Raw genomic sequence first — 19,888 nt, 5'->3', positions numbered from 1 at the left:
ACGCCTGCTAGCCGTTCAGTTCGTGATGCAGCGCGAGATACTCCTGCGCGAGCTTGTGGCGCGGCTCGAGATAGATCATCGGCCGCGCGTGCTGATGGCTTTCGCGGATCTTCACCGACAGCGACAGATACGAGTTCAGCACCGGCAGGCTCTCGCCGCGCAGTTCGTCGACGAGTTGCTGCGGCAGGCTCGCGCGCGGCTGGAACTGGTTGATCACGATGCCTTCGACGCTCAGGTCCGGGTTGTGGTCATGACGGATCTCCTGCACGTTCTCCAGCACCGAATAAAGCGCGCGGCGCGAAAAGTCGTCGCAATCGAACGGAATGAGGCAGCGCTCCACCGCGATCAGCGCCGAGCGCGTGAAGAAATTCAGCGCGGGCGGCGTGTCGATGTAGATCGCGTCGTAGTTTTCGAGGCTCTTCAGCGCGTCGCGCAACTTGTAGATCTTGTAGCGCGATTCAAGCTTGCCCTGCAACGCTTCGAGACTGGGATGCGAAGGCACGATGTCCAGATTCTCGAACGGCGTCGCGTGAATGAACGACGTAAATTCGGGATCCCGAAAACTGTAGCTCAACGCCGATTCGAAGAAATTGACGAGGTTCGGCTGCGTGTCCTGGGCTTCGCCGCCCAGCAGGTACTGGCTCGAATTGCCTTGCGGATCGAGGTCGATCACGAGCGTGCGCAGACCTTGCGAAGCGCTGATCGCGGCGAGATTGCAGACAATGGTGGATTTGCCCACTCCACCCTTTTGATTGAATACCACTCGGCGCATCGGCTTGTCGTCCTCGAATGAAGTTTTATCGTTGTGCAGCAGGTCGCGCAAACGCCCGTCGGCGCGCTGCGGGGCCCTTTCTTACCGATCAATCGGGGCACCATGCGAACCATGATCCGGAATAGGGAGACGGATCGGCACACGTGCCCGGCGCCCGGCAAAAAGGCCGCCTTCGCGCGCCGGCACGTGATCTTATCGCATCAGAAAAGCGGCGCGGCGCGCGACGGCACGAGATGCCCGGCGCCGCCGCGGGCGTTCATGGAAACGCGGGAATCGTCGGGTCGGTGCCCTCGACGTCCGCTTCGGGATGATGGCTCTTGATGACCTCCTCGATTTCCTCGACGCGCACCTTGGGAACGTCGACCATCATCAGCAGTTCGCCCTTCTCGATGGCCGCCTCGAAGCGCCTCAGGCGCGTGTTCGGCACGTCGACGCCGATCATCGTCGCGGTCCATGCGCCGAAGCCGGCGCTCGCGAGCGTCATGCACACCACCGCCCCGCCCGCGATCGTGAGGCCCGCGGGCGGAAACGCCATCGCGACCAGTCCGGCAAGCATGCCGGTCACGCCGCCCGCCGCCGTGCCGCGCGCGAGCGCGTAGAGCAGGTCGCTGCGTTGCGCGAGCGTCGCCTGCGGCAGATCCTCGAGCGGCACGCCCGGCCGCGCGAGCACGTGGATGTGCCGCCATTCGATCCGTTTCAGCAGCAATTCGTCGATGATGCCCTTCGCGCTCTGCACGTTGGGCAAGAGGAAATAGATGCGCCGCATGTCGCGCCTCCTTTCGGACCTTGCCGGAGCCGAAGCGGCCCGGCGCGTTCGCTGGCCCAGTGATTCAAATATAGTCCCGATCACGCCGGAATTCGCGGTCCGCGCAATACGGCGGCTGGCGGCCACCCACAGGCGGCCATGCGCGGCTCCCGCTCCTTTTTTCACCGTTCGGGAATAAATCCGCGCAATGGTTCGTTATCTGGGGATTCCGCCGCGCCCGCCACGCCGTTTCTTGCGCGCCCGGCCCGCGTCATCCGCACGTACGCTTTCGCGCGTATATGCCTGCATGGACTTCGGGAAACGACGATGATCGATATCGACGAAATCAAGGCGTATGGCGCATGGTCCAGCCTGATGGAGCAGTTCAGGGAGCAGTTGCGCGCGTCGCCGGAGGTGAATGCGCTCGGCATCGCCCTTTGCGACGAGCACGAGTGCGAGATGTGCGACGGCATCCTGCGCGACAAGCCCGGCGTGCAACGCTTTCGCGCGCGAAAACACGGCGCGACGGCGGGCTGGATGATTCTTCAGACGGGAACGCGAAGCGTGAAGGTGGTGAGCATCGTGATCGACCAGGATCCGCAGATGAAATCGGGCGTGCTCGTCGCGCTGATCCAGCATGCGGTGCATCAGTCGATGCGCGCCGGGTTCGCCGGGTTCCTTACGCTCAGCCCGTCGGTCATGCAGCCGCAGCGCGGCGCTGCGGATTCGCTGGAAGATGCCGAGACGCCTGAAGCGCCGGCGTGACGGCCGCGCGGCGCGGCGCGGCGCCTCAGGCCCGCCGGATGCGCTGGCCCGACTGGCGGTCGAAGAAATACACGCGCTCGCGGTTCACCCGCACGCCGGCTTCGCGCCCGATCTCGCCCGCGAACGTGTTCGAGACCTTCACCACCACCTGCTGCTCCCCCGTGTTGATCGTGACGAGCGAGTGGTCGCCGATCAGCTCGACCGAGTAGATCCTGCCCCTCACCTGCCCCTCGCCCGCCGCGACGAGCGCGCATTCCTCGGGACGCACGCCGAGCGTCGCCTCCCCCTGATGATTCACGTCGGCTTCGAGCGCGACGCCCGGCGCGTCGAAGCGGCCGTTCGCGAGCGTGCCGCGCAGGAAGTTCATCGGCGGCGAGCCGATGAAGCCCGCAACGAACAGGTTCGCCGGATCGGAGTAGATGCGCGCCGGGGTGTCGAGCTGCTGCAATTCGCCCTTGTCGATCAGCGCGACGCGATGCGCGAGCGTCATCGCCTCGATCTGGTCGTGCGTGACGTAAATGGTCGTGATGTCGAGCTCGTGCTGCATGTGCTTGAGTTCCGCGCGCATGTGGCCGCGCAGCTTGGCATCGAGGTTCGAGAGGGGCTCGTCCATCAGGAACGCCGCCGGGCGGCGGATGATCGCGCGCGCGAGCGCGACGCGCTGCCGCTGGCCGCCCGAAAGCTGACGCGGATAACGCTCGAGCAGCGGCTCGAGCTGCACGCTCGCGGCGACTTCGCGCACCGCCGCGTCGATCTCGGCCTTCGGGCGCTTTCTCACGACGAGCGGATACGCGATGTTCTCGTACACCGTCTTGTGCGGATAGAGCGCATACGACTGGAACACCATCGCGACGTCGCGGTCGCGCGGCAATTGCCGCGTCACGTCCTTATCGCCGACATGCACGGTGCCCTCGGTCGCCGACTCGAGCCCCGCGATGATGCGCAGCGCCGTCGTCTTGCCGCAGCCCGATTCGCCGAGCAGCACGAGGAACTCGCCCGCATGCACGTCGAGCGTGAGATCGCGCAGCACGCGCGTATCGCCGAAGGTCTTGCCGACGTTGCGCAGCGAGACGCTCTTCGAATGCTGCGCCGCCGCGATCTGGCCGAGCCGTGCGTCGTGCACCGGCGTGTGCATGTCCGTCATCCCTTGACCGCTCCCACGAGAATGCCCTTGACGATGAAGCGCTGCAGCGTGAGTGTCAGCAGCATCACCGGCAGGATCATGATCAGAATCAGCACCGACATGTTCCACCATTGCGGCCCGCGCGTCGCATTCTGCGCCGCGACGAGAAGCGGCAGCGTCTGCGCGTTGGCCGTGGTCAGGAACAGCGCGAACAGGTATTCGTTCCACGAGAGGATCAGCACGAGCAGGCTCGTCGCGACGAGCCCGGGCGCCACCAGCGGAAACACGATGCCGAACAGGATCGCGAAACGCGTCGCGCCGTCGATCTGCGCGCTCTCCTCGATTTCCTTCGGAACGCCGTCGAAGAAATCGAACATCAGCCACACGACCACCGGCACGTTCGCCGTCGCGTAGGTGATGACGAGCGCGAGGTGCGTGTCGAGCAGGCCGACGCTTCTGAAGGTGAGATAGATCGGGATCACGGTGACGACCGGCGGCAAAATGCGCTGCGAAACGATCCAGAAGAGGATGTCGTCGTTGCCGAGGTGGCGGCGCGAACGCCGCACCACCGGGCGCAGCAGCAGGAAGAAGAGCGCGATGCACGCCGCCGCCGCGATGCGCGGATCGACGCCGCCCCAGCCCGCCGCCGCGACGAGCGCGGCGAGCATCAGCACGCCTAGGCCGACGGCCGCCACCGGCGGCCGGTATTCGATGCGGGCGAGCGCATAGGCGGCCATCGAGCCGAAGAAGACCGCCGCCGCCGTGCCGCAGGTGGCGACGATCAGCGAGTTCAGATACGGGCGGAACGTGTCCGGCCCGAGATCGACGAAAATGTAACGCCAGGCGTCGAGGCTCGGCCTGAAGTCGACGAACGGGAGATACGCCGGGCCGGCGGACACGTCCACGGGCAGCTTGAACGAGGTGATCGCCATCCAGTAGAGCGGAAACAGCACCACGAGCGACCACAGCCCGAGCAGCGCATACGCCGCGATGCGCGCGCCGGGCGGCATCTCGTCGATGCGGGTGCGAACGAACCAGCGTTTCAGAAGCGTCATGCGTGCCCCCTCGCGCGCCTCACCACCAGCTGGAAGAACGACACGCAGGCGATGGTCGAGACGAAGAACAGCATGTACGCCACCGCCGACGCCCCGCCCAGGTTGAGCGTGCGCCATTCGATGAACGCGTGCAGCGTCATCGATTCGGTCGCAATGCCCGGGCCGCCGTTGGTCAGCACGTTCGGCAGGTCCACGATCTTGAACGCCTCGATCAGCCGGATCAGCACCGCGCTCGCGGCGACGGGCGCGATCGACGGCCACGTGACGTCGCGAAAGATGCGCCAGTTCGACGCGCCGTCGAGCTGCGCGGCCTCGACCTGATCGCGCGACACGCCTTCGAGCGCCGCCAGCAGCACGAGGAACATGAACGGCACCCACTGCCACGTGTCGCCGATCACGACCACCGTGCGGGCGAGCCAGGGGTCCGCTGCCCACTGAATCTGGCCGAGCCCGACGAGCGACCAGAGCGGTGCGAGCGGCCCGACGGACGTATCGGCCATCATGCGGAACATGTAGGCGATGCCGACGGGCGTCACCATCAGCGGCAAGAAGAACAGCAGGCGGAAGAACCGGCCGCCGCCGAGCGGCAGCGTGCACAGGTACGCGAGCCCGAGGCCGAGCGCGAACTGCAGCGCGACGCCGACCACCACGTAGAAAAGCGTCACCATCAGGCTGCCGAGCGCGCCGCCGTTGCCCGTCGTGCTCGCGCCAAGCCACACGAGCGCGAGGAACGCCGCGGCCGCTATCGCGCGCCCGAGCGCGCCCATGGCGGAGCGCCGCGCGCCGCGCAGATAGCGCGCGAGCCACCAGACGGTGACGAGCGCCGCCGCGGCCATCACCGCGAGGCTGATGAGGCCGGGCGGCCGGAACACGCCGGTGAAATGAAATTGCTGGCTGCCGGTGAAAAGCCGCACGTAGTTGCGCAACCCGACGAACGTCAGCTCATAGCCGCCCTCGCTGATCGCAAAACGCGTGAGCGACAGATACGCGGAGGCGACGAGCGGAAAGATCGAGAAGCCGAGGATCACGAGCACCGTCGGCAGCACGAACACGTACGGCGCCTGCCGGTCGAGCCAGTCCGCGAGCGGCGAGCGCCGCGATGCGCGCCGTGAACGTCCGGCAGACGATGCGTGCGACGAAGATTGCATGTGGACCTTTTCCGTGTCGCCGGGCGCGGCGCGCGCCCGGCATTCGCTAGCTTGCTGGCTCGCTATTTCGCGCCGATCGACGCCCGGTAGGCGCGCAACTGGCCCTCCTTGCCGAGGTCGTCGGTGATTTCGTTCCAGCCGGTCTCGATCGCCTTCATCGTGGCGCTGGCGTCGAGCTCGCCCGCGAGAAAGCGCGCGACAGCCGTGTCCAGCACGACCTGCTCGTAGCGCTGGTTCTGCGGAATGCGCAGGTCGATGATCATGTTCGGGCTTTCCAGGCTCGCCCTGATCGCGCCGAGATACGAGTTCGCGGCCGTCTCGCTCATGCCCGCCTTCTTCCACATCGCGAGGTCGGTGAACTGCGAGCGGCGGTACGGATTGAAGCCGCTCGCGCCGATCGTCACGTCCACGTTCGATTGCGCCGGCTGGCTCATGTACGACAGGAACGCGTACGCCGCCTCCTTCACCTTCGGCTTCGCCTTTGCGTTGACGCCGCCCGACCAGCCGCCGAACGCCGCGAACGGCGCGTGGTTCACGCCGTCGACCGCGTACGGGCAGGTGGCCTTGTCGCAGGCGACGAGCTTGCCGCTGTCGCGGTCGAGCACCTTCGTCGAGCCCGGCAGGACCACGGCGCCGACCTTGTCGATCACCTTCGACTGCTTCGGATCGATCGCGAGCACGCCGATGTCGCCCCAGTCGAGCGTGAGCGCGCAGTGTCCGGAGATGAACGCGCTGCGGGTGTCGCCGACGTCGAGGTTGATTTCGTTCGGCGGGCCGTACTGGGTCGATGCCTTGTAGACGTCGAGCGCGGCCTTGAAGGCGTCGTTGTTCACGAGCGGCTTGAAGGTGCGCGGGTCGAAGAACGCGCCCTGCGCGGTGCCCTTCGACTGCAGATAGCCGCCCGCGATCGAAATGATCGCCCAGTACGCCTGCGCGTTGCGCTTCTTCGAGATGCACGAGCCCGCGACCGGCTTGCCGTCCCCGCCGAAGACCTTGCCGTTCGCGGCCTTGGCGATGTCGAGGTAGTCGTCCCACGTTTTCGGCGGCTGCTTGCCGAGCTGCTGGAGGATATCGGTGCGGTAGTAGACCATCTGGAAGTCGCCGTCGAGCGCGATCAGATAGGTCTTGCCGTTGTACTTCTGCGAAAAATCGACGAAGAACGGCATCACGTCGTTCTCCTTCAGCGCCGCGTCCTTCGCGACGCGCGCCGACAGGTCTTCGAGAAAGCCGCCCTTCGTGTAGTCGACCATCCATTGCGGCGCGAACACGGCGGCGTCGACGGAATTCGTGCCCGACGCCCAGTCGGTGAGGAGCTTCTGATAGAGATCGGAGAACGGCACGGTCAGAATGTTGACCTTCGCGCCCGTCAGCTTCTCGAATTCGGGCGCGCGGCGCTGCAGCGGCTCGGCGATCTGCGGCCCCGCGAAGGTCATCACGTTGACCGTCACGCCCTTGAAGTCGTCCGCCGCGCGGGCCGCGCCCGCCGACAGCCACGCGGCCGCCACCACGACGCCCGCTCCTGCAAGTTTCAGCAGCTTCATTGTTTGTCTCCTCCACTTTCCGTGGTTGATTGCGCCTGATTTCGCGTTGCGTTGCGTTGCGTCTGGCGACGCCTTGCTTCACTCCCTGAACAAGTCGGGTCGCTCGCTGGCGAAGCGCCGCAATTCAGCGACCACTTCATCCAGGTGATGGTGCATCGCATGAGCGGCGGCCTCGACGTCCTGCAGCCTGATCGCATCGACGATGCGCACGTGCTCCGCGAGCGTATGCGCATGGCGCTGCGGGCTCGCCATCAGGCGGCGCGCGCGGTCGAGCGCACTGCGCGACACCGCGACGATCTCCTTCACGCGCGGCAGGCCGGTCGCATCCAGCAGGATTTCGTGAAAAGCGAGATCGAGCAGATGAAATCCCTGCCGCTCGCCCGCGGCAACCGCTTCTCGCTGACGCCCGAGATTGGCGTCGAGCGCGGCGAGCGTGGGCTCCGGGCACTCGGCCGCGAGCGAGCGCACGGTCTCCACTTCGAGCGCGCTGCGGATGAACAGATGCTGGCGGATGTCGTGGATCACGATCGGCATCACGCGCGTGCCGCGCTGCGGCAATACTTCGACGAGACCGGCCGCCGCGAGCTTCGCGAGCGCCGCCGACACCGGAAAGCGCGACACGCCCATGCGCTCGCAGACCGCCAGCTTGTCGATCATCATGCCGGGCTCCATCGCAAGGCTGACGATCGCCTCGCGCAGCGCCTCCTCCACCAGCCCGGTGAGATTGCCGCGCTCCGCGCCCTGCAGCTTCGGCAATGCGCCGTAGGGGTCGGCGGCAACGCTGCTTCCGGCAGGGGTGTCGTTAGTAATCGAGCTCACGCCGCCCTTGATTTGTAACTAACATGCTAGCAGGCTAGGAGGCGGAACCGGTGTTGTCAACGTCCTCTTCAGGCGATCCGCCTTAACCCAGCCCGGCCGAAAGCTGCCATTCATCTTCGGAGGAACTGCAAATGACGACGATCACGAATCTGCATGTGCGCGACATCCGCTTTCCGACCTCGCGCGCGCTCGACGGCTCCGATGCGATGAATGCGGCGCCGGATTATTCGGCGACCTACGTCGTGCTCGAAACGGACGCGCCCGAAGGCACGGCCGGCCACGGCCTCACGTTCACGATCGGGCGCGGCAACGAGGTCTGCGTGGCGGCGGTGAAGGCGCTCGCGCCGCTCGTCGCCGGGCGGCGGCTGGAAGACATCGCCGCCGACATGGGCGCGTTCTGGCGCGCGTTCACCTCCGACAGCCAGTTGCGCTGGATCGGCCCCGAGAAAGGCGCGATCCATCTCGCGACGGCCGCGGTCGTCAACGCCGTGTGGGACCTGTGGGCGAAGGCGCAGGCGAAGCCCGTGTGGAAACTCCTTGCCGACATGAGCCCGGAGGAACTGGTGCGCTGCCTCGACTTTCGCTACGTGACCGATGCGCTGACGCCGCAGGAGGCGCTCGCCATCCTGCGCCGCAACACGGCCACGAAGGGCGAGCGGGAAAAGGAGATGCTCGCTCGCGGCTATCCGGCGTACACGACGTCGGCGGGCTGGCTCGGCTACGACGACGACAAGATCCGCCGTCTCGCCCGCGAAGGCGTCGCGCAGGGCTGGACGCACTTCAAGCAGAAGGTCGGCGGCAATCTCGACGAGGACGTGCGGCGCGCCCGCATCCTGCGCGAGGAGATCGGCCCGGAGCGCAAGCTCATGATGGACGCGAACCAGGTGTGGGAAGTGGACGAAGCGATCGCGAACATGCGGCGGCTCGCCGAATTCGATCCGTGGTGGATCGAGGAGCCGACGAGCCCCGACGACATCCTCGGCCACGCGGCCATCCGCAGGCGGCTCGCGCCGATCGGCGTCGCGACGGGCGAGCACTGCCACAACCGCGTGATGTTCAAGCAGCTGCTGCAGGCGCAGGCGATCGACTTCTGCCAGGTCGACAGCTGCCGGCTGGGCGGACTGAACGAGGTGCTCGTCGTGCTCCTGATGGCCGCGAAATTTGGCGTGCCGGTGTGTCCGCATGCGGGCGGCGTCGGCTTGTGCGAGTACGTGCAGCACATTTCGATGTTCGATTACCTGTGCGTGTCGGCATCGCTCGACGATCGCGTGCTCGAATACGTCGACCACCTGCACGAGCATTTCGCCGATCCCGTCGTCATACGAAACGGCCGCTACATGCCGCCGCAGGCGCCGGGCTACAGCATCGAGATGCACGCGGAGTCGCTCGCGCGTTTCGAGTTTCCGAACGGCGCGGCGTGGCGGACCTGAATGCCTTCGTTCAGGTTGATCGCGGGCATCGCCGCGCTGTTTGCCGCGGGCGCCGTGCTGCAATGGCTGCATCCGCTCGCGCAGCCGGCGTCGTATCACCAGTTCGCGGATACACGCACGCTCGGCCCGGTTCCCAGCGCCGCCGATGTGCTGTCGAGCCTCGCGTATCTGATTCCCGCCGCGATGAACCTCGGCTGGGCGGCGCGCCATGCGGGGCGCGCCCCGCTCGTGCTGCACGGCATCACGGTGGCGGGCGCGGGCTTCCTGCTCACGACAGCGGGCTCGGCGTACTACCACTGGGCGCCGTCGGACGCGACGCTCGCGTGGGACAGGCTGCCGATGACCGTCGTCTTCGCGGGCGTGCTCGTGATGCTGGCGAGCGCCGCGACCCTGAAACGCGCGACGTGGCCGCAAGCGCTGACGGCGGCCGCCGCCGCGGCAGCGACCGTCTGGTACTGGAGCGCGCTCGGCAGCCTGTGGCCCTATGCGCTGCTGCAATTCGGCGGCGTGGCGTGCGTCGTCTGGTGCGCCGCGCGCGGCCGCGTGCCGGCGGCAGCGGCATGGTGGCGCGTGATCGGCTGGTACGCGCTCTCGAAGGTATTCGAACTGCTCGACACGCCGATATGGGCGCTCACCGGCCATATTGTCTCCGGGCACACGCTGAAGCATCTGGCGAGCGCGGCGGCGGGCGTGGCGCTTTGCAGCGTGGCGAACCGTACGTTGCACATCGAAGGGAAGCGCTCGAACGGGTGATACTGTTCATGTCGTCTTTCATGCCTATATGTGCGACGCGTACGCTACATGCAACAGGCGCCGCAACCCTCCCGCGATGACCGAACCTCGCCTTTTACCCGGCTCCCTCTGGCCCGCCATCGTGCAGCGGACGCAGCACGCGCTCGCCTGCGGCGCGCTGCGGCCGATCGAGACCGTGCAGACCACCGTCGACGACGCCGGCGTGCGCTTCGTCGTGCGCCAGGTGTCGAGCGTCGCGCGCAAGGAAGACGACGGGCGGCAGCGCAGGGCCGCGGCAGCCGAAGGCGCCCGGCACAATCCTTTCCTGCCCTGCGACCCGGATCTCGTCGTCTGCGATCTCGGCGCGCGGCACCGCGTGGTGCTCAACAAGTTCAACGTGATCGCGCATCATCTGCTGATCGTCACGCGCCGCTTCGAGGCGCAGGAAGCGCTCGTCAACGAATCCGACTTCGAGGCGCTCTTCACGTGCCTCGCCGAATTCGACGGCCTCGGCTTCTACAACGGCGGCGCGCTCGCGGGCGCGAGCCAGCCGCACAAGCATTTGCAGATCGTGCCGCTGCCGCTCTCGCAGACGGGCCCGGCCGTGCCGGTCGAGCCGCTTTTCGCGGACGATGGCGCCGGCGCGCCCCGCCTGCCGTTTGCCCACGCGTTCGCGCGGCTCGATGCACGGCTCGGCTCGAACGCGCCGCGGATGGCGCAGCACGCGTGCGCGCATTACCGCGCGCTGATGGAGGCCGCCGGCCTGCGCGCCGTCGAGATCGACGGTGAGGCGCATCAGTCGGCGCCATACAACCTGCTCGTCACGCGCGAGTGGATGCTGCTCGTGCCGCGATCGGCGGCGAGCGTCGAAGGGATCGCAGTCAACGGGCTGGGATTCGCCGGGTCGCTGTTCGTGCGCGACGCGGCGCAGATGCGGGCCATTGCGGAACTCGGCCCGATGACGGTGCTGCGGCGCGCGGCAGGACCCGCGCCGGCGTAGCGCGCGCAGCGTTGCGGCGCGCCCCCTTCCCCGCATCTTGAAAAAGATCCGGCCGCCCTGCATGTCGGTATCCATTCATTCGGAGCCCGATCATGGGAAGCCGTCCCCGTTTCATTGACGATCTGCCGCGGGGTGCGTCGGATGCGGCTGCATCGCTCCCGCTCGATGACGACGCCCTCCTCGATGCCTATTCCAGCACGGTCATCGGCGCGCTCGAGCGCGTGCAGCAGGCCGTGGCGTTCATTTCCGTCGAGCGCCGCCTGCCGGGCGACCCGGGCGGCCGCGGCGCGCGCGGCGGGACCGGCTCGGGGTTCATCTTCACGCCGGACGGTTATCTGCTGACCAACAGCCACGTCGTGCATGGCGCGACGCACATTCGCGTGACCCTCGCGGACGGCGCGAAGTTCGATGCCGATCTCGTCGGCGACGATCCCGGCAGCGATCTGGCGGTGCTGCGCATCGGCTCGCCCGAGCCGTTGCCGCATGTGGAGCTTGGCGAGTCGGGGCGGCTGCGCGTGGGGCAGATTGCGATTGCGGTGGGCAGTCCGCTCGGGCTTGCGCAGACGGTCACGGCGGGCGTGGTGTCCGCGCTCGGGCGGTCGTTGCGCTCGACGTCCGGGCGGATGATCTACGACGTGATCCAGACCGATGCGGCGCTCAATCCGGGCAATTCCGGCGGGCCGCTGATCAATTCGGCGGGTCAGGTGATCGGCGTGAACACGGCGATCATTCCGGGTGCGCAGGCGATCTGCTTTGCCACGGCGATCGACACGGCCAAGTGGGTGATCATGCAGATCTTCGCGTACGGGCGGGTTCGCCGCGCGTATATCGGCGTGGCGGGGACGACGAGGCCGGTGTCGCGCCGCGTGCAGCGTTATTTCGGGTTGACGTCGGAGAGCGGCGTGCACGTGATGGAGGTGGTGAAGGACAGCCCGGCGGCGCAGGGCGGCTTACGGACTGACGACACGATCCTGGCGGTGGATGGCATCGACGTGGAGAGCGTGGATGGATTGCAGCGGACGCTGGATGCGTCGCGGATTGATCGCGCGGTGGGTGTGACGGTGCTGCGCGGGGTGCAGAAGATCGATCTCGAGTTGACGCCAACCGAGCAGAAGGGGTGACGCAGGATAGTAAGTGTCGGAGCAAAGCAAAGCGAGGCGTGGCCCACAGGACAAGGTGATAGTGGTCCTGTCGTCGGAGCGAAGCGAGGACGGAGGTATGACTGCGTTGCCACTTGCTTTAACGGCGCGACTACGCAGTGGGTCCGCGTACCTATCCGCTCAACATACCGCGGTGGACACTCCCACGGTCGGGCCACTCTGACATGCTCAATGCGATTCCCTCCTAATACCGCTCACCCCATAGCTGCTTTCTTTGGTCACTTTCTTTGCAGCAGCAAAGAAAGTGACTGCCGCCCCGCACAGGGGCGAAGCTAATAAACCAATAGCAATGCAAGTTTCATAGAAGCCGAAGCGCATCAAACGGTTCAAAAAACACCCAGCCCAAGCGCGAGCGCAGCAAAAAGGATATTCAAGCCCCGCGCGGCGGAGGCGCCTGAACAACCGGCGCGGCGGCAGCAAGAATCTCCTCCCTCACGCGCGTGCGAGGCGGATAGATGCGCTCCCCATTGATGATCCGCTTGGTGCGCTTGGCGGCATCGCCTTCGGCGACGAGATGCCTGTCCCACCCTTCCGTGTACACGGCGCCCCAGGGCCCGAGATCGAGGATGGTCGTGTACCAGTCGATATGAAGCGGCAGCATCTCGAGCCCAAGCAGATCGCACACGACGTTGTGTCCGGCATAACGTCCCATCGGCCGTCCGTGCTGGCACGACATGACCGACGGCCTCACGCCGTCGATGAGCGCATGCGCGCAGTCGCCTGCCGCGAACACGCCGGGCACGCCTTCGACGCGCATGAACGCATCGACGAAAAGGCGCCCCGCCGCGTCGCGCTCGACCGGGATCTGTTCGGTCAGAGGATTGGCGCGCATGCCGCCGCACCAGATCACAGTCGCGGCGTCGATGCGCTCGCCATCGACACACTCGATGCCGTTCGCCTCCACCGACTTCAGGCTCGCGTTGGGCATCAGATCGACACCGAGCGCGTTCATCGCGCGTTCGATCACCGGCTGCGCGCCGCCCATGGCCTGCCCGATCTTCGCGTTGCGGTCCGCGAGGATCACGCGCACGGCACGGCCCCCGCCTTCGCCTGCAATGCCACCGAGCCGCGCCGGCAACTCCGCCGCTATCTCGACACCCGTCAGCCCTGCCCCCACGACGACCGCCGTATAGCGCCCGGCCGAAGGCGCGAGCAAAGGCAGCGCACGCAGATGCGCTTCGAGCCGCAGGGCGCCCTCATAGGTATCGACATCGAACGCATGTTCGGCAAGCCCCGGTATGGGCGGATGCACGAGCCTGCTGCCGAGCGCCACGACCAGTCGATCATAGGCGAGCGATTGAGGTCGGACCGCCCCTTGCGCGCGGATCGCAATGCTGCGGCTCGCGACATCGATACCCGAGACCGCGCCTTCGATCCACCGCACCCCTATCGGATCGAGCACATCGGACAGGGGCACGAGCGTCTCGCCGAGATCGGCCTCGTAGTTCCTCACGCGGATGCTGTGATGCTTGCGGGCGTTGATCGCGACCACTTCGACGGACCCGTCGCGCATGCCCAGTTCATCGAGCTTTCGTGCCGCGCCGATCGCACTCCAAAGGCCGGCAAAGCCGGTACCGAGCACCACGATTCGCGCCAAGATGGCCTCCCGCGATGGGTCTGAAGACGGTGCGCGGCTTCGGCGGCATTGTGATGCAGGCGGGCAATGCCGGTGCGTGCGCGCGGCGGGCAACGGCCTGCGCAGCGACCGTGCGCCGCATCTGACTATAGTTCAGCGGCGCTCGGGCGTGGCGGCAATCTTCGGCAAGGCGGCGCGGGACGCGTCAGGTCGACCGCTTCGAAGCGGTGTGATGGATCGCGGAAGTGGCGTGCGGCTCGTCGGTGGTGGGCGCGGCTATTCGCGCGAGCCGTTGGAGCAGGGTCGCGGCGTCGCGGATCACGAGGCGCGTCGCATTGGGAGAAGTCATCAGAACATTGATGCGCTTGCGCCAGTACTCGGGGTTCATCACCGGGTTTTCCCGCACCGCGATGCGCTCGTCTTCAGGCAATCGCTCGAGCTCGATGATCATGCGCTCGATATGACCAAGCTCTTGTCGCTGATACTCGTCGGAGCTCACAGCATCCTCCTCGTCAGCTTCGTGCGTCGGTAGCGAGCGTCTCTCATGACTGGCACGCGCCGCCAGCCTGCCCGCTCATTCATTCCTAAACGAACCAGACGCGCTCTTTATTCCACATGCTGCACGCAACCTCGCGACCGGTCGTGCGAAGCACACGCGGCGTGAACGCTCGCAAGGGATGGGCCACGTCGCCCGGGATGACGCGTTGCCGTCATCGTCTGCGGGCTTGTGTGCGCTAGCAGGCAGTATCTAGCGCGGCACTCCGGCTTAATTTCAGCAGCAGCTCGTGCAGGCGCGTCAGGCGCCGATGATGCACGCCCTGTCGGGAGAAGGTCCTACAAAGGATTGCCATGCCCACGCAAACAGACCATCCGCTGACGCCGCGCGAAGCATTCAGATGCACGGGCGAGCAACTCGATGCGATCGTTCAGTTCGCAGAAGAGAGGGGGCTGGAAAACCAGTCCCTGCAATTCGTCGTGGCGGAGTGGAGCCGCTCGCGAAGCGAGCCGGGCTGAAGCGAGCGCCGGGTCGCGGCGGCCCTGCCTGCCCCGCTTGCCGCCTGTCTATCGCGACGGCGCGGGCCGCTCCCTCAACACCCAGATGGCCGTGGGCACCGCGTAGTACGCGCTCATGTTGCCGGTGACGAGCTTGCCCGTCAGCTGGATGCGCTCGTTCTCGGTGGGGATGGTGTCGATGATCTGCACCTGCGTGACTGAGCTCTGCCGCTGCCCCTGAGGGGCCGTCGGACTGTCGACGCAGATCGGGCTGGAAAGCGAGAGCACCCAGGCGGGCTTCGAGCCGGCGTCGGTCATGCGCGTGGGCTGCCGCACGGCCGTTCCTTCCAGCGTGACCACATCGCCATCCGTATAACATGGCGCCGCCGCTGCGGAAGCCGACAGCAGCAAGAATGCACAAGCGCAGGCTTTCGCTTTCATTCAAACCTCGCGACGGGTTACGCCAGTGGGTCGAAGGCGCCTTCGAATGCTGCGCATCATGCACTTTAGGTGATAGCCGTTAGCGCCGCAACCGGCGCGGCGCGCGAGCCGCACGCGCTCACGATCGAGGAAGAGGCCCCCTCGCCGCGCGCGATACGCGTGCAACCACCGACCCTCTTCTGCGCACGATCGATCGGTCAACTACGCACCGCTTATTCAAACGCAAGCCCCGGCTTCAGCCCGGCAACCGCCGGGAATACTCGTTGCTATCAGTTCATATGACGAATCAAAAGCATCGCGGCGTGTGCTTCGCCTGAAGCCATACCGGACCGGTGCACCCTGCATGCATCGCTATTCACCGTGCATTGAATAATCGAGGTGCCGTCATGCTGCTCGCTGCTTTGACCGCAAAGGATGACTCGAGCCGCCCATCGGACATCCATCGCGCAGGCCGATCGATACGCACCCAGCCGAAAGCGTCCGCGTGCAGGCCGTTTCATTTTTTCAACTTGCAGCGCGGCTTACGCGTGCGCATCCAACCATGAAGCGGTGGACACGACCAGCCGCAACGAGCCACGACGAGCCACAAACAGCCTCAACCAGACAGGTATGCGAACGATACAGAGGGGCGACGATGAATCAGGTCATAGTGGGTGTATTCGCTTCTTATCGCGATGGTCACGAAGCGCTTCGAGCCTTGCAGCTCGCCGGCCTCAGCCGCGACGATGCGCACCTCTACAGAGCGGAACGGACAGGCGCGGACCCGGACGGCACCGAGGCGCTATTCCCGCCTCCCGGCATGCCGGGAGAGGATGAAGCCGAGTATGCGGCGCACGGAGAGCATCAGGGCGTCACGGGCGCGCGCAACAGGTTCGCCGCGGCACAGGCCCGGCTGCCCGAGCGCGCTCGCGCGAGCGAAGCGGACAACGCTGCGTGCCGCGAGCGCACGCTGCTCGTAATCAGGATCACGACGGACATCAAGCCGGGTGCCATCGGCGAAGTGCTGCACGAGCACGGCGCCGTCGCGGTCAAGGATGCCGCCGGGCACTGGCGCTTCTCGCCTTACCGAACCGCACGCGACCGGAACGAACCGTAGTCAGTGAAACCCCGAACGCGCCTTGGCTTCGGACGGCGGGCGACTGTCGCTTGCGGTGTCGGACGGTTCGGTCCCACTGGCGTCCGGCTCGGCCCGCGCCTCCTCGTCCGCCAGTCGCATCGCTTCCTGGGTCGCGGCATTGCGCAGTGCCCTGCAGTGCGCGGCATGCCTCATATCCGCCAGCATCCGAACCACCTGACGCGTCCTGGTTCTCATCGCTACCTCCTGCGGCACATCGGACATCTTGAGAAACTACTTTAAGTGTAGGCCGCAAATCGCCGAACGCGGGGCCTCCGTGCAAAATAGCAACAGTGTTCTGAAAGGTGCGCCTTCATGGGCAGAATCGCCTGCGAGGCGTACGACCCGGATGCGCAAAGCGAGTGGGCCGCACATCGCTCGAACGGAACCGCGCGCATTGCGCGCGCCGTCGCATGCAATTTTCACTAACTGGTACAAATAAACCTTACAATGAGACCTGTCCGGCCGCGACATGCGGCGCGCATCACGCAGGAGACAGCAGATTGACCGCAACGCCATGACAGCGATGAAAGACAAGAGCCGATACCGGGTCGACACGGAGAGCCCGGGCGCCGGCATCCTCATCATGGTCATGACGACCGCCGCGTTCGCCGCGAGCGATTCGACCGTCAAGCTCATCGGAGCTGCCGTGCCGCTTCTGGCGCTGCTCTGGGTGCGTTATCTGTTCCAGCTCGTCGTGCTCGGTGTCTGGCTGGTCAGGCGCGGCGGATCTGGTCTCTTTCGCAGTGCGAGCCTCAAGCTTCAGTTCGTGCGTGCCGCGCTTCTGCTCACGAATTCGGCATGCACGTTCGCCGGACTGCGCCACCTGCCCTTGCCCGTCACCACATCGCTCGCGATGCTCGCGCCGCTCATCTCCACCCTCCTCGCGGCAACGGTCCTCAAGGACGAAGTCTCCCGGAGCAAGTGGGCGATGGTCGTGCTGGGCTTCATCGGCATGCTGCTCGTCGTGCGGCCCGGCGGCAGCGCGTTCACTTGGACGGTGGTCTACCCGATCGCGGCAGCGACCACCTTCGCATGCTTCCAGGTCGTGTCGAGCCATTTGTCCCGCACCGAGGACGCGATCACGACCAATTTCCTGACCGCGCTCGTCGCCACCGCAGTCCTGTGCGTGCTCGTGTGGATGGATCAGGCGGAAACGCTGCCGGCCGTGAGGGGCGTGGCGTTCGGCAACTGGTGCCTGGTGGTGCTGATGGCGTCGATGGCGACGCTCGGCCAGTTGCTCATGCTCCAGGCGCTGCGCCGCACGCCGCTCTCGGTGCTCACGCCCTTCAGCTACGCGCAGCTCGGCTTCGCCGCGTTCTTCAGCTGGATCTTCTTCGGACAGGTGCCGGACTTCTGGATGACAATCGGCATGTGCGTGATCGCGGCAAGCGGAATCGGCACGGTGCTGCTTCACGGGCGCAGCGCGCCGCGGCGCGCCGTGCAGCCGCGCTCGTCCGCGTGAACGCCCGTTGCCGCCTTTGCCACCGCAACCCGGCCCATTGGCGAGGGCCCATGCCGCAAGCCGCCGTCACCCGCCCCGAAGACCGGTACGTCACGCGCACGTTCGGCGGCGGCGTGACGCTCCTCTCCGAACATCACATCGATCCGTTCTGACGTTGCCCGAGCTTCGGACGCGAGCGCTATCTCGCGCTGATCGACGATTACATCGCAGGCAGGCGCGCGCCCGGGTGCCCCGCGAAGTGACGCACGAACACGCTTTCCCCCGAAGCAATCCCGCGTGCTAGATTTGATCCACGCCACCGCCGACGGAGCTTCGCATGGATACGCGTTCCATACTGGGCATGATGCACGCTGAGGAAGCCTTGCTGGTCTCGATCGTGCGGTCGTTGCCGCCGGAGGTGAGGGCCAGGGTCGTCAACGACTTCCACGAACAGGCCGACATCGCGGAGACGTCGCATCTTGCGACCAGCGACCGCGAAACGAACGACGCCTTCAAGGCTCACGTCAGAAGGCTGTCGATCGTGCTGGCGTCGCTTTCCTAGCGGACCTTGCGCTCGTCAGGGAGCGCTTGCGTGAGTGCTCTGCGACTGTCCCGTGCAGAGCCAGTGAACATCGACGTCGAGCGTCGCCGCCAGGCGATTGAACGCGCGCAGCGGCGGCACCGTAATTCCGCGCCGCCAGAACTGCACGTCGGCTTCGCTCACGTCGAGCATGTTGGCGGCTTTGGCGGAACTGACGCCGGCGCGCTGAAGGGTTCGGTCGAGCCGCGCGGCCATGGCGCGGCGAAGGGCGTTGTCCTCGTGACTGCGTTCGAGGTGTCCGATGGTTTGGGAATGTCGCCCCATGTGCTGATTTCTCTCGATTTATATTTGATTCGGTTCAAACGCTGACGCTCTGCGGCGCCAGTTAATCCTACGCATCGACAATGACTACGCCGTGACACGCAAAAATCATACTAATAACCAAAACGTGCATTGACGGTGCTCGTTTGAGGAGCATGATTTTTCTATGTCGCGGTGCAGTATGTCAAGTAGGGAAACAATCCATTCAGATGCCAATTAACCTAGCGTTTACGAGCATTAGTGCGCTGGAATTGCGATATACGGCAGGCGTTGGCGATTCGTCCGGACAAATGGGCGCTATTGCGAAGGACAATCGGCGCTGGATCAAGGTAAACCCCGTAAACAAACGAACCATCGTATTTTTATAAATCTGTTTAATTGCGAACCGGCGGTTTAATATTCCCTCATACCAATCTTCACGCATTACCGTCAAGCGGGGAAAACGCAATTGACACGATTTTGCCAAAGCCTAAAATCAAATATTCGCTGCGTCGCACAAAACAAATGCCATTTACTTACCCATGGAGTTTTCAGTGATGAGCAGTCTTGATCCGGAACAGTTGTCTGCATCACAGAAGGCGGGCTTCGATACGATTTTCGGTATCGCAGCCAGGACGTTTGAAGGATTCGAAAAACTCGTCGCATTGAATGCCCAGACGGTAAGGACGACGATCGCGGAAAATCAGGAACTGGCGGGCAAGGTGGTGCTCGCCCGCGACCCGCAGGAATTTTTCGCGCTTCAGACGGGCCACATGCAGGCGAGCGCGGAGCGTATGCAAGCGTACTGGCGCGACGTCTACGAAATCATGACCGGCGCGCAGGGCGTGCTCGCATCGGTTGCGGAAGCGCAGTTCCGCAAGTCGCAACAGGACGCGCAAAGCTACGTTGACAGTCTCGCCAGGAATGCGCCCGCAGGCAGCGAGGCGGTCGTGAGCGCCTGGAAATCCGCGATCGGGGCAGCGGCCGAATCGGCGAATTCCGCGTACGAGGCGGCGAAGAAAGCGGCGAAACAGGTCGTCGAGGTGGCGGAAAGCAATGCCAGCGCTGCGTCCAAGGGTGTTGCCCAGCAATTGTCGGCTGTGGGGAAAGCGGCGAGCTCGTCGAAGAAGTAACGCCGGCAGCGGCGCGCAGCTTCAACTGCTGGAAGCGGGCATTCGCCCGCTTTTTC

21 protein-coding genes are annotated in these 19,888 nt (G+C 65.5%); 11 read left to right on the top strand and 10 right to left on the bottom strand.

Going from position 1 to position 19,888, the window contains the following annotated elements; translation table 11 throughout:
• Positions 1–7: 7 nt before the first annotated feature.
• Together BG61_RS08695 and BG61_RS08690 are read right to left on the bottom strand one after the other, a co-directional pair.
• Positions 8–772 (bottom strand): ParA family protein, encoded by a 765-nt coding sequence (locus tag BG61_RS08695; RefSeq protein ID WP_035939281.1) that lies wholly within the window; start codon positions 770–772, stop codon positions 8–10.
• Positions 773–1,028: 256 nt separating this feature from the next.
• Positions 1,029–1,538, bottom strand: a complete 510-nt coding sequence (locus BG61_RS08690; protein WP_035939129.1) for a hypothetical protein — start codon at positions 1,536–1,538, stop codon at positions 1,029–1,031.
• Positions 1,539–1,844: 306 nt separating this feature from the next.
• On the opposite strand from BG61_RS08690, the gene BG61_RS08685 reads away from it, so the two are divergent.
• Positions 1,845–2,282 (top strand): hypothetical protein, encoded by a 438-nt coding sequence (locus BG61_RS08685; RefSeq protein ID WP_035939127.1) that lies wholly within the window; start codon positions 1,845–1,847, stop codon positions 2,280–2,282.
• Positions 2,283–2,307: 25 nt separating this feature from the next.
• Here the strand turns inward: BG61_RS08685 and BG61_RS08680 are convergent, their stop codons facing one another.
• The 5 genes from BG61_RS08680 to BG61_RS08660 form a co-directional block, all read right to left on the bottom strand.
• Positions 2,308–3,426 carry an ABC transporter ATP-binding protein gene (locus tag BG61_RS08680; RefSeq protein WP_081868015.1) on the bottom strand — a complete coding sequence of 373 codons (1,119 nt, stop codon included), beginning with the start codon at positions 3,424–3,426 and terminating at the stop codon, positions 2,308–2,310.
• Positions 3,423–4,460 (bottom strand): carbohydrate ABC transporter permease, encoded by a 1,038-nt coding sequence (locus BG61_RS08675; RefSeq protein ID WP_035939124.1) that lies wholly within the window; start codon positions 4,458–4,460, stop codon positions 3,423–3,425. Before BG61_RS08675 ends, BG61_RS08680 begins: the two co-directional genes overlap by 4 nt.
• On the bottom strand, positions 4,457–5,608 hold the full coding sequence (locus BG61_RS08670; protein ID WP_035939122.1) for a carbohydrate ABC transporter permease: 1,152 nt from the start codon (positions 5,606–5,608) through the stop codon (positions 4,457–4,459). The genes BG61_RS08675 and BG61_RS08670 overlap by 4 nt, the downstream gene beginning before the upstream one ends.
• A 62-nt stretch (positions 5,609–5,670) precedes the next feature.
• Positions 5,671–7,149 (bottom strand): ABC transporter substrate-binding protein, encoded by a 1,479-nt coding sequence (locus BG61_RS08665; protein ID WP_035939120.1) that lies wholly within the window; start codon positions 7,147–7,149, stop codon positions 5,671–5,673.
• A 78-nt stretch (positions 7,150–7,227) separates the two neighbouring features.
• Positions 7,228–7,968, bottom strand: coding sequence for a GntR family transcriptional regulator (locus BG61_RS08660; protein WP_306434264.1), 741 nt, complete (start codon positions 7,966–7,968; stop codon positions 7,228–7,230).
• Between the two features lie 131 nt (positions 7,969–8,099).
• Here BG61_RS08660 and BG61_RS08655 point away from each other — a divergent pair, with 131 nt between their 5' ends.
• The 4 genes from BG61_RS08655 to BG61_RS08640 all read left to right on the top strand — a co-directional run bounded on the left by BG61_RS08655 (position 8,100) and on the right by BG61_RS08640 (position 12,251).
• Complete coding sequence (locus BG61_RS08655; RefSeq protein WP_035939116.1) at positions 8,100–9,398, top strand: L-fuconate dehydratase; 1,299 nt, start codon at positions 8,100–8,102, stop codon at positions 9,396–9,398.
• Positions 9,399–10,151: a hypothetical protein gene (locus tag BG61_RS08650; protein ID WP_051672382.1), complete on the top strand. Its 753-nt coding sequence runs from the start codon at positions 9,399–9,401 to the stop codon at positions 10,149–10,151.
• A 76-nt stretch (positions 10,152–10,227) separates the two neighbouring features.
• On the top strand, positions 10,228–11,130 hold the full coding sequence (locus BG61_RS08645) for an ATP adenylyltransferase family protein (protein ID WP_035939114.1): 903 nt from the start codon (positions 10,228–10,230) through the stop codon (positions 11,128–11,130).
• Between the two features lie 92 nt (positions 11,131–11,222).
• A complete protein-coding gene (locus tag BG61_RS08640; RefSeq protein ID WP_035939112.1) occupies positions 11,223–12,251 on the top strand; it encodes a S1C family serine protease in 1,029 nt (342 codons plus the stop codon).
• A gap of 409 nt (positions 12,252–12,660) precedes the next feature.
• On the opposite strand, the gene BG61_RS08635 is transcribed toward BG61_RS08640, so the two are convergent.
• Positions 12,661–13,887, bottom strand: a complete 1,227-nt coding sequence (locus BG61_RS08635; protein WP_035939109.1) for an NAD(P)/FAD-dependent oxidoreductase — start codon at positions 13,885–13,887, stop codon at positions 12,661–12,663.
• A gap of 184 nt (positions 13,888–14,071) precedes the next feature.
• Positions 14,072–14,365, bottom strand: coding sequence for a hypothetical protein (locus tag BG61_RS08630; RefSeq protein WP_129572317.1), 294 nt, complete (start codon positions 14,363–14,365; stop codon positions 14,072–14,074).
• A gap of 350 nt (positions 14,366–14,715) precedes the next feature.
• On the opposite strand from BG61_RS08630, the gene BG61_RS42745 reads away from it, so the two are divergent.
• Positions 14,716–14,880: a hypothetical protein gene (locus BG61_RS42745; RefSeq protein ID WP_158447181.1), complete on the top strand. Its 165-nt coding sequence runs from the start codon at positions 14,716–14,718 to the stop codon at positions 14,878–14,880.
• Positions 14,881–14,928: 48 nt separating this feature from the next.
• Here the strand turns inward: BG61_RS42745 and BG61_RS08625 are convergent, their stop codons facing one another.
• Complete coding sequence (locus BG61_RS08625; protein WP_241486490.1) at positions 14,929–15,219, bottom strand: hypothetical protein; 291 nt, start codon at positions 15,217–15,219, stop codon at positions 14,929–14,931.
• 715 nt (positions 15,220–15,934) lie between these two features.
• On the opposite strand from BG61_RS08625, the gene BG61_RS08620 reads away from it, so the two are divergent.
• From BG61_RS08620 to phaP, 5 genes are all read left to right on the top strand, one after another.
• Positions 15,935–16,396 carry a hypothetical protein gene (locus BG61_RS08620; RefSeq protein ID WP_035939102.1) on the top strand — a complete coding sequence of 154 codons (462 nt, stop codon included), beginning with the start codon at positions 15,935–15,937 and terminating at the stop codon, positions 16,394–16,396.
• A 544-nt stretch (positions 16,397–16,940) separates the two neighbouring features.
• Positions 16,941–17,879, top strand: a complete 939-nt coding sequence (locus tag BG61_RS08610; RefSeq protein WP_370818102.1) for a DMT family transporter — start codon at positions 16,941–16,943, stop codon at positions 17,877–17,879.
• 316 nt (positions 17,880–18,195) lie between these two features.
• On the top strand, positions 18,196–18,420 hold the full coding sequence (locus tag BG61_RS08605) for a hypothetical protein (protein ID WP_035939095.1): 225 nt from the start codon (positions 18,196–18,198) through the stop codon (positions 18,418–18,420).
• A gap of 63 nt (positions 18,421–18,483) precedes the next feature.
• Positions 18,484–18,768 (top strand): hypothetical protein, encoded by a 285-nt coding sequence (locus BG61_RS42740; RefSeq protein WP_158447182.1) that lies wholly within the window; start codon positions 18,484–18,486, stop codon positions 18,766–18,768.
• A 488-nt stretch (positions 18,769–19,256) separates the two neighbouring features.
• Positions 19,257–19,832, top strand: a complete 576-nt coding sequence (phaP, locus tag BG61_RS08595) for a phasin family protein (protein ID WP_035939090.1) — start codon at positions 19,257–19,259, stop codon at positions 19,830–19,832.
• Positions 19,833–19,888: the final 56 nt, after the last annotated feature.

The organism is Caballeronia glathei, from assembly GCF_000698595.1.
Classification (GTDB): Bacteria; Pseudomonadota; Gammaproteobacteria; order Burkholderiales; family Burkholderiaceae; genus Caballeronia; species Caballeronia glathei.
Note: the sequence above shows the minus strand (reverse complement) of the source record. Positions and strands in the feature narration are given on the sequence as shown.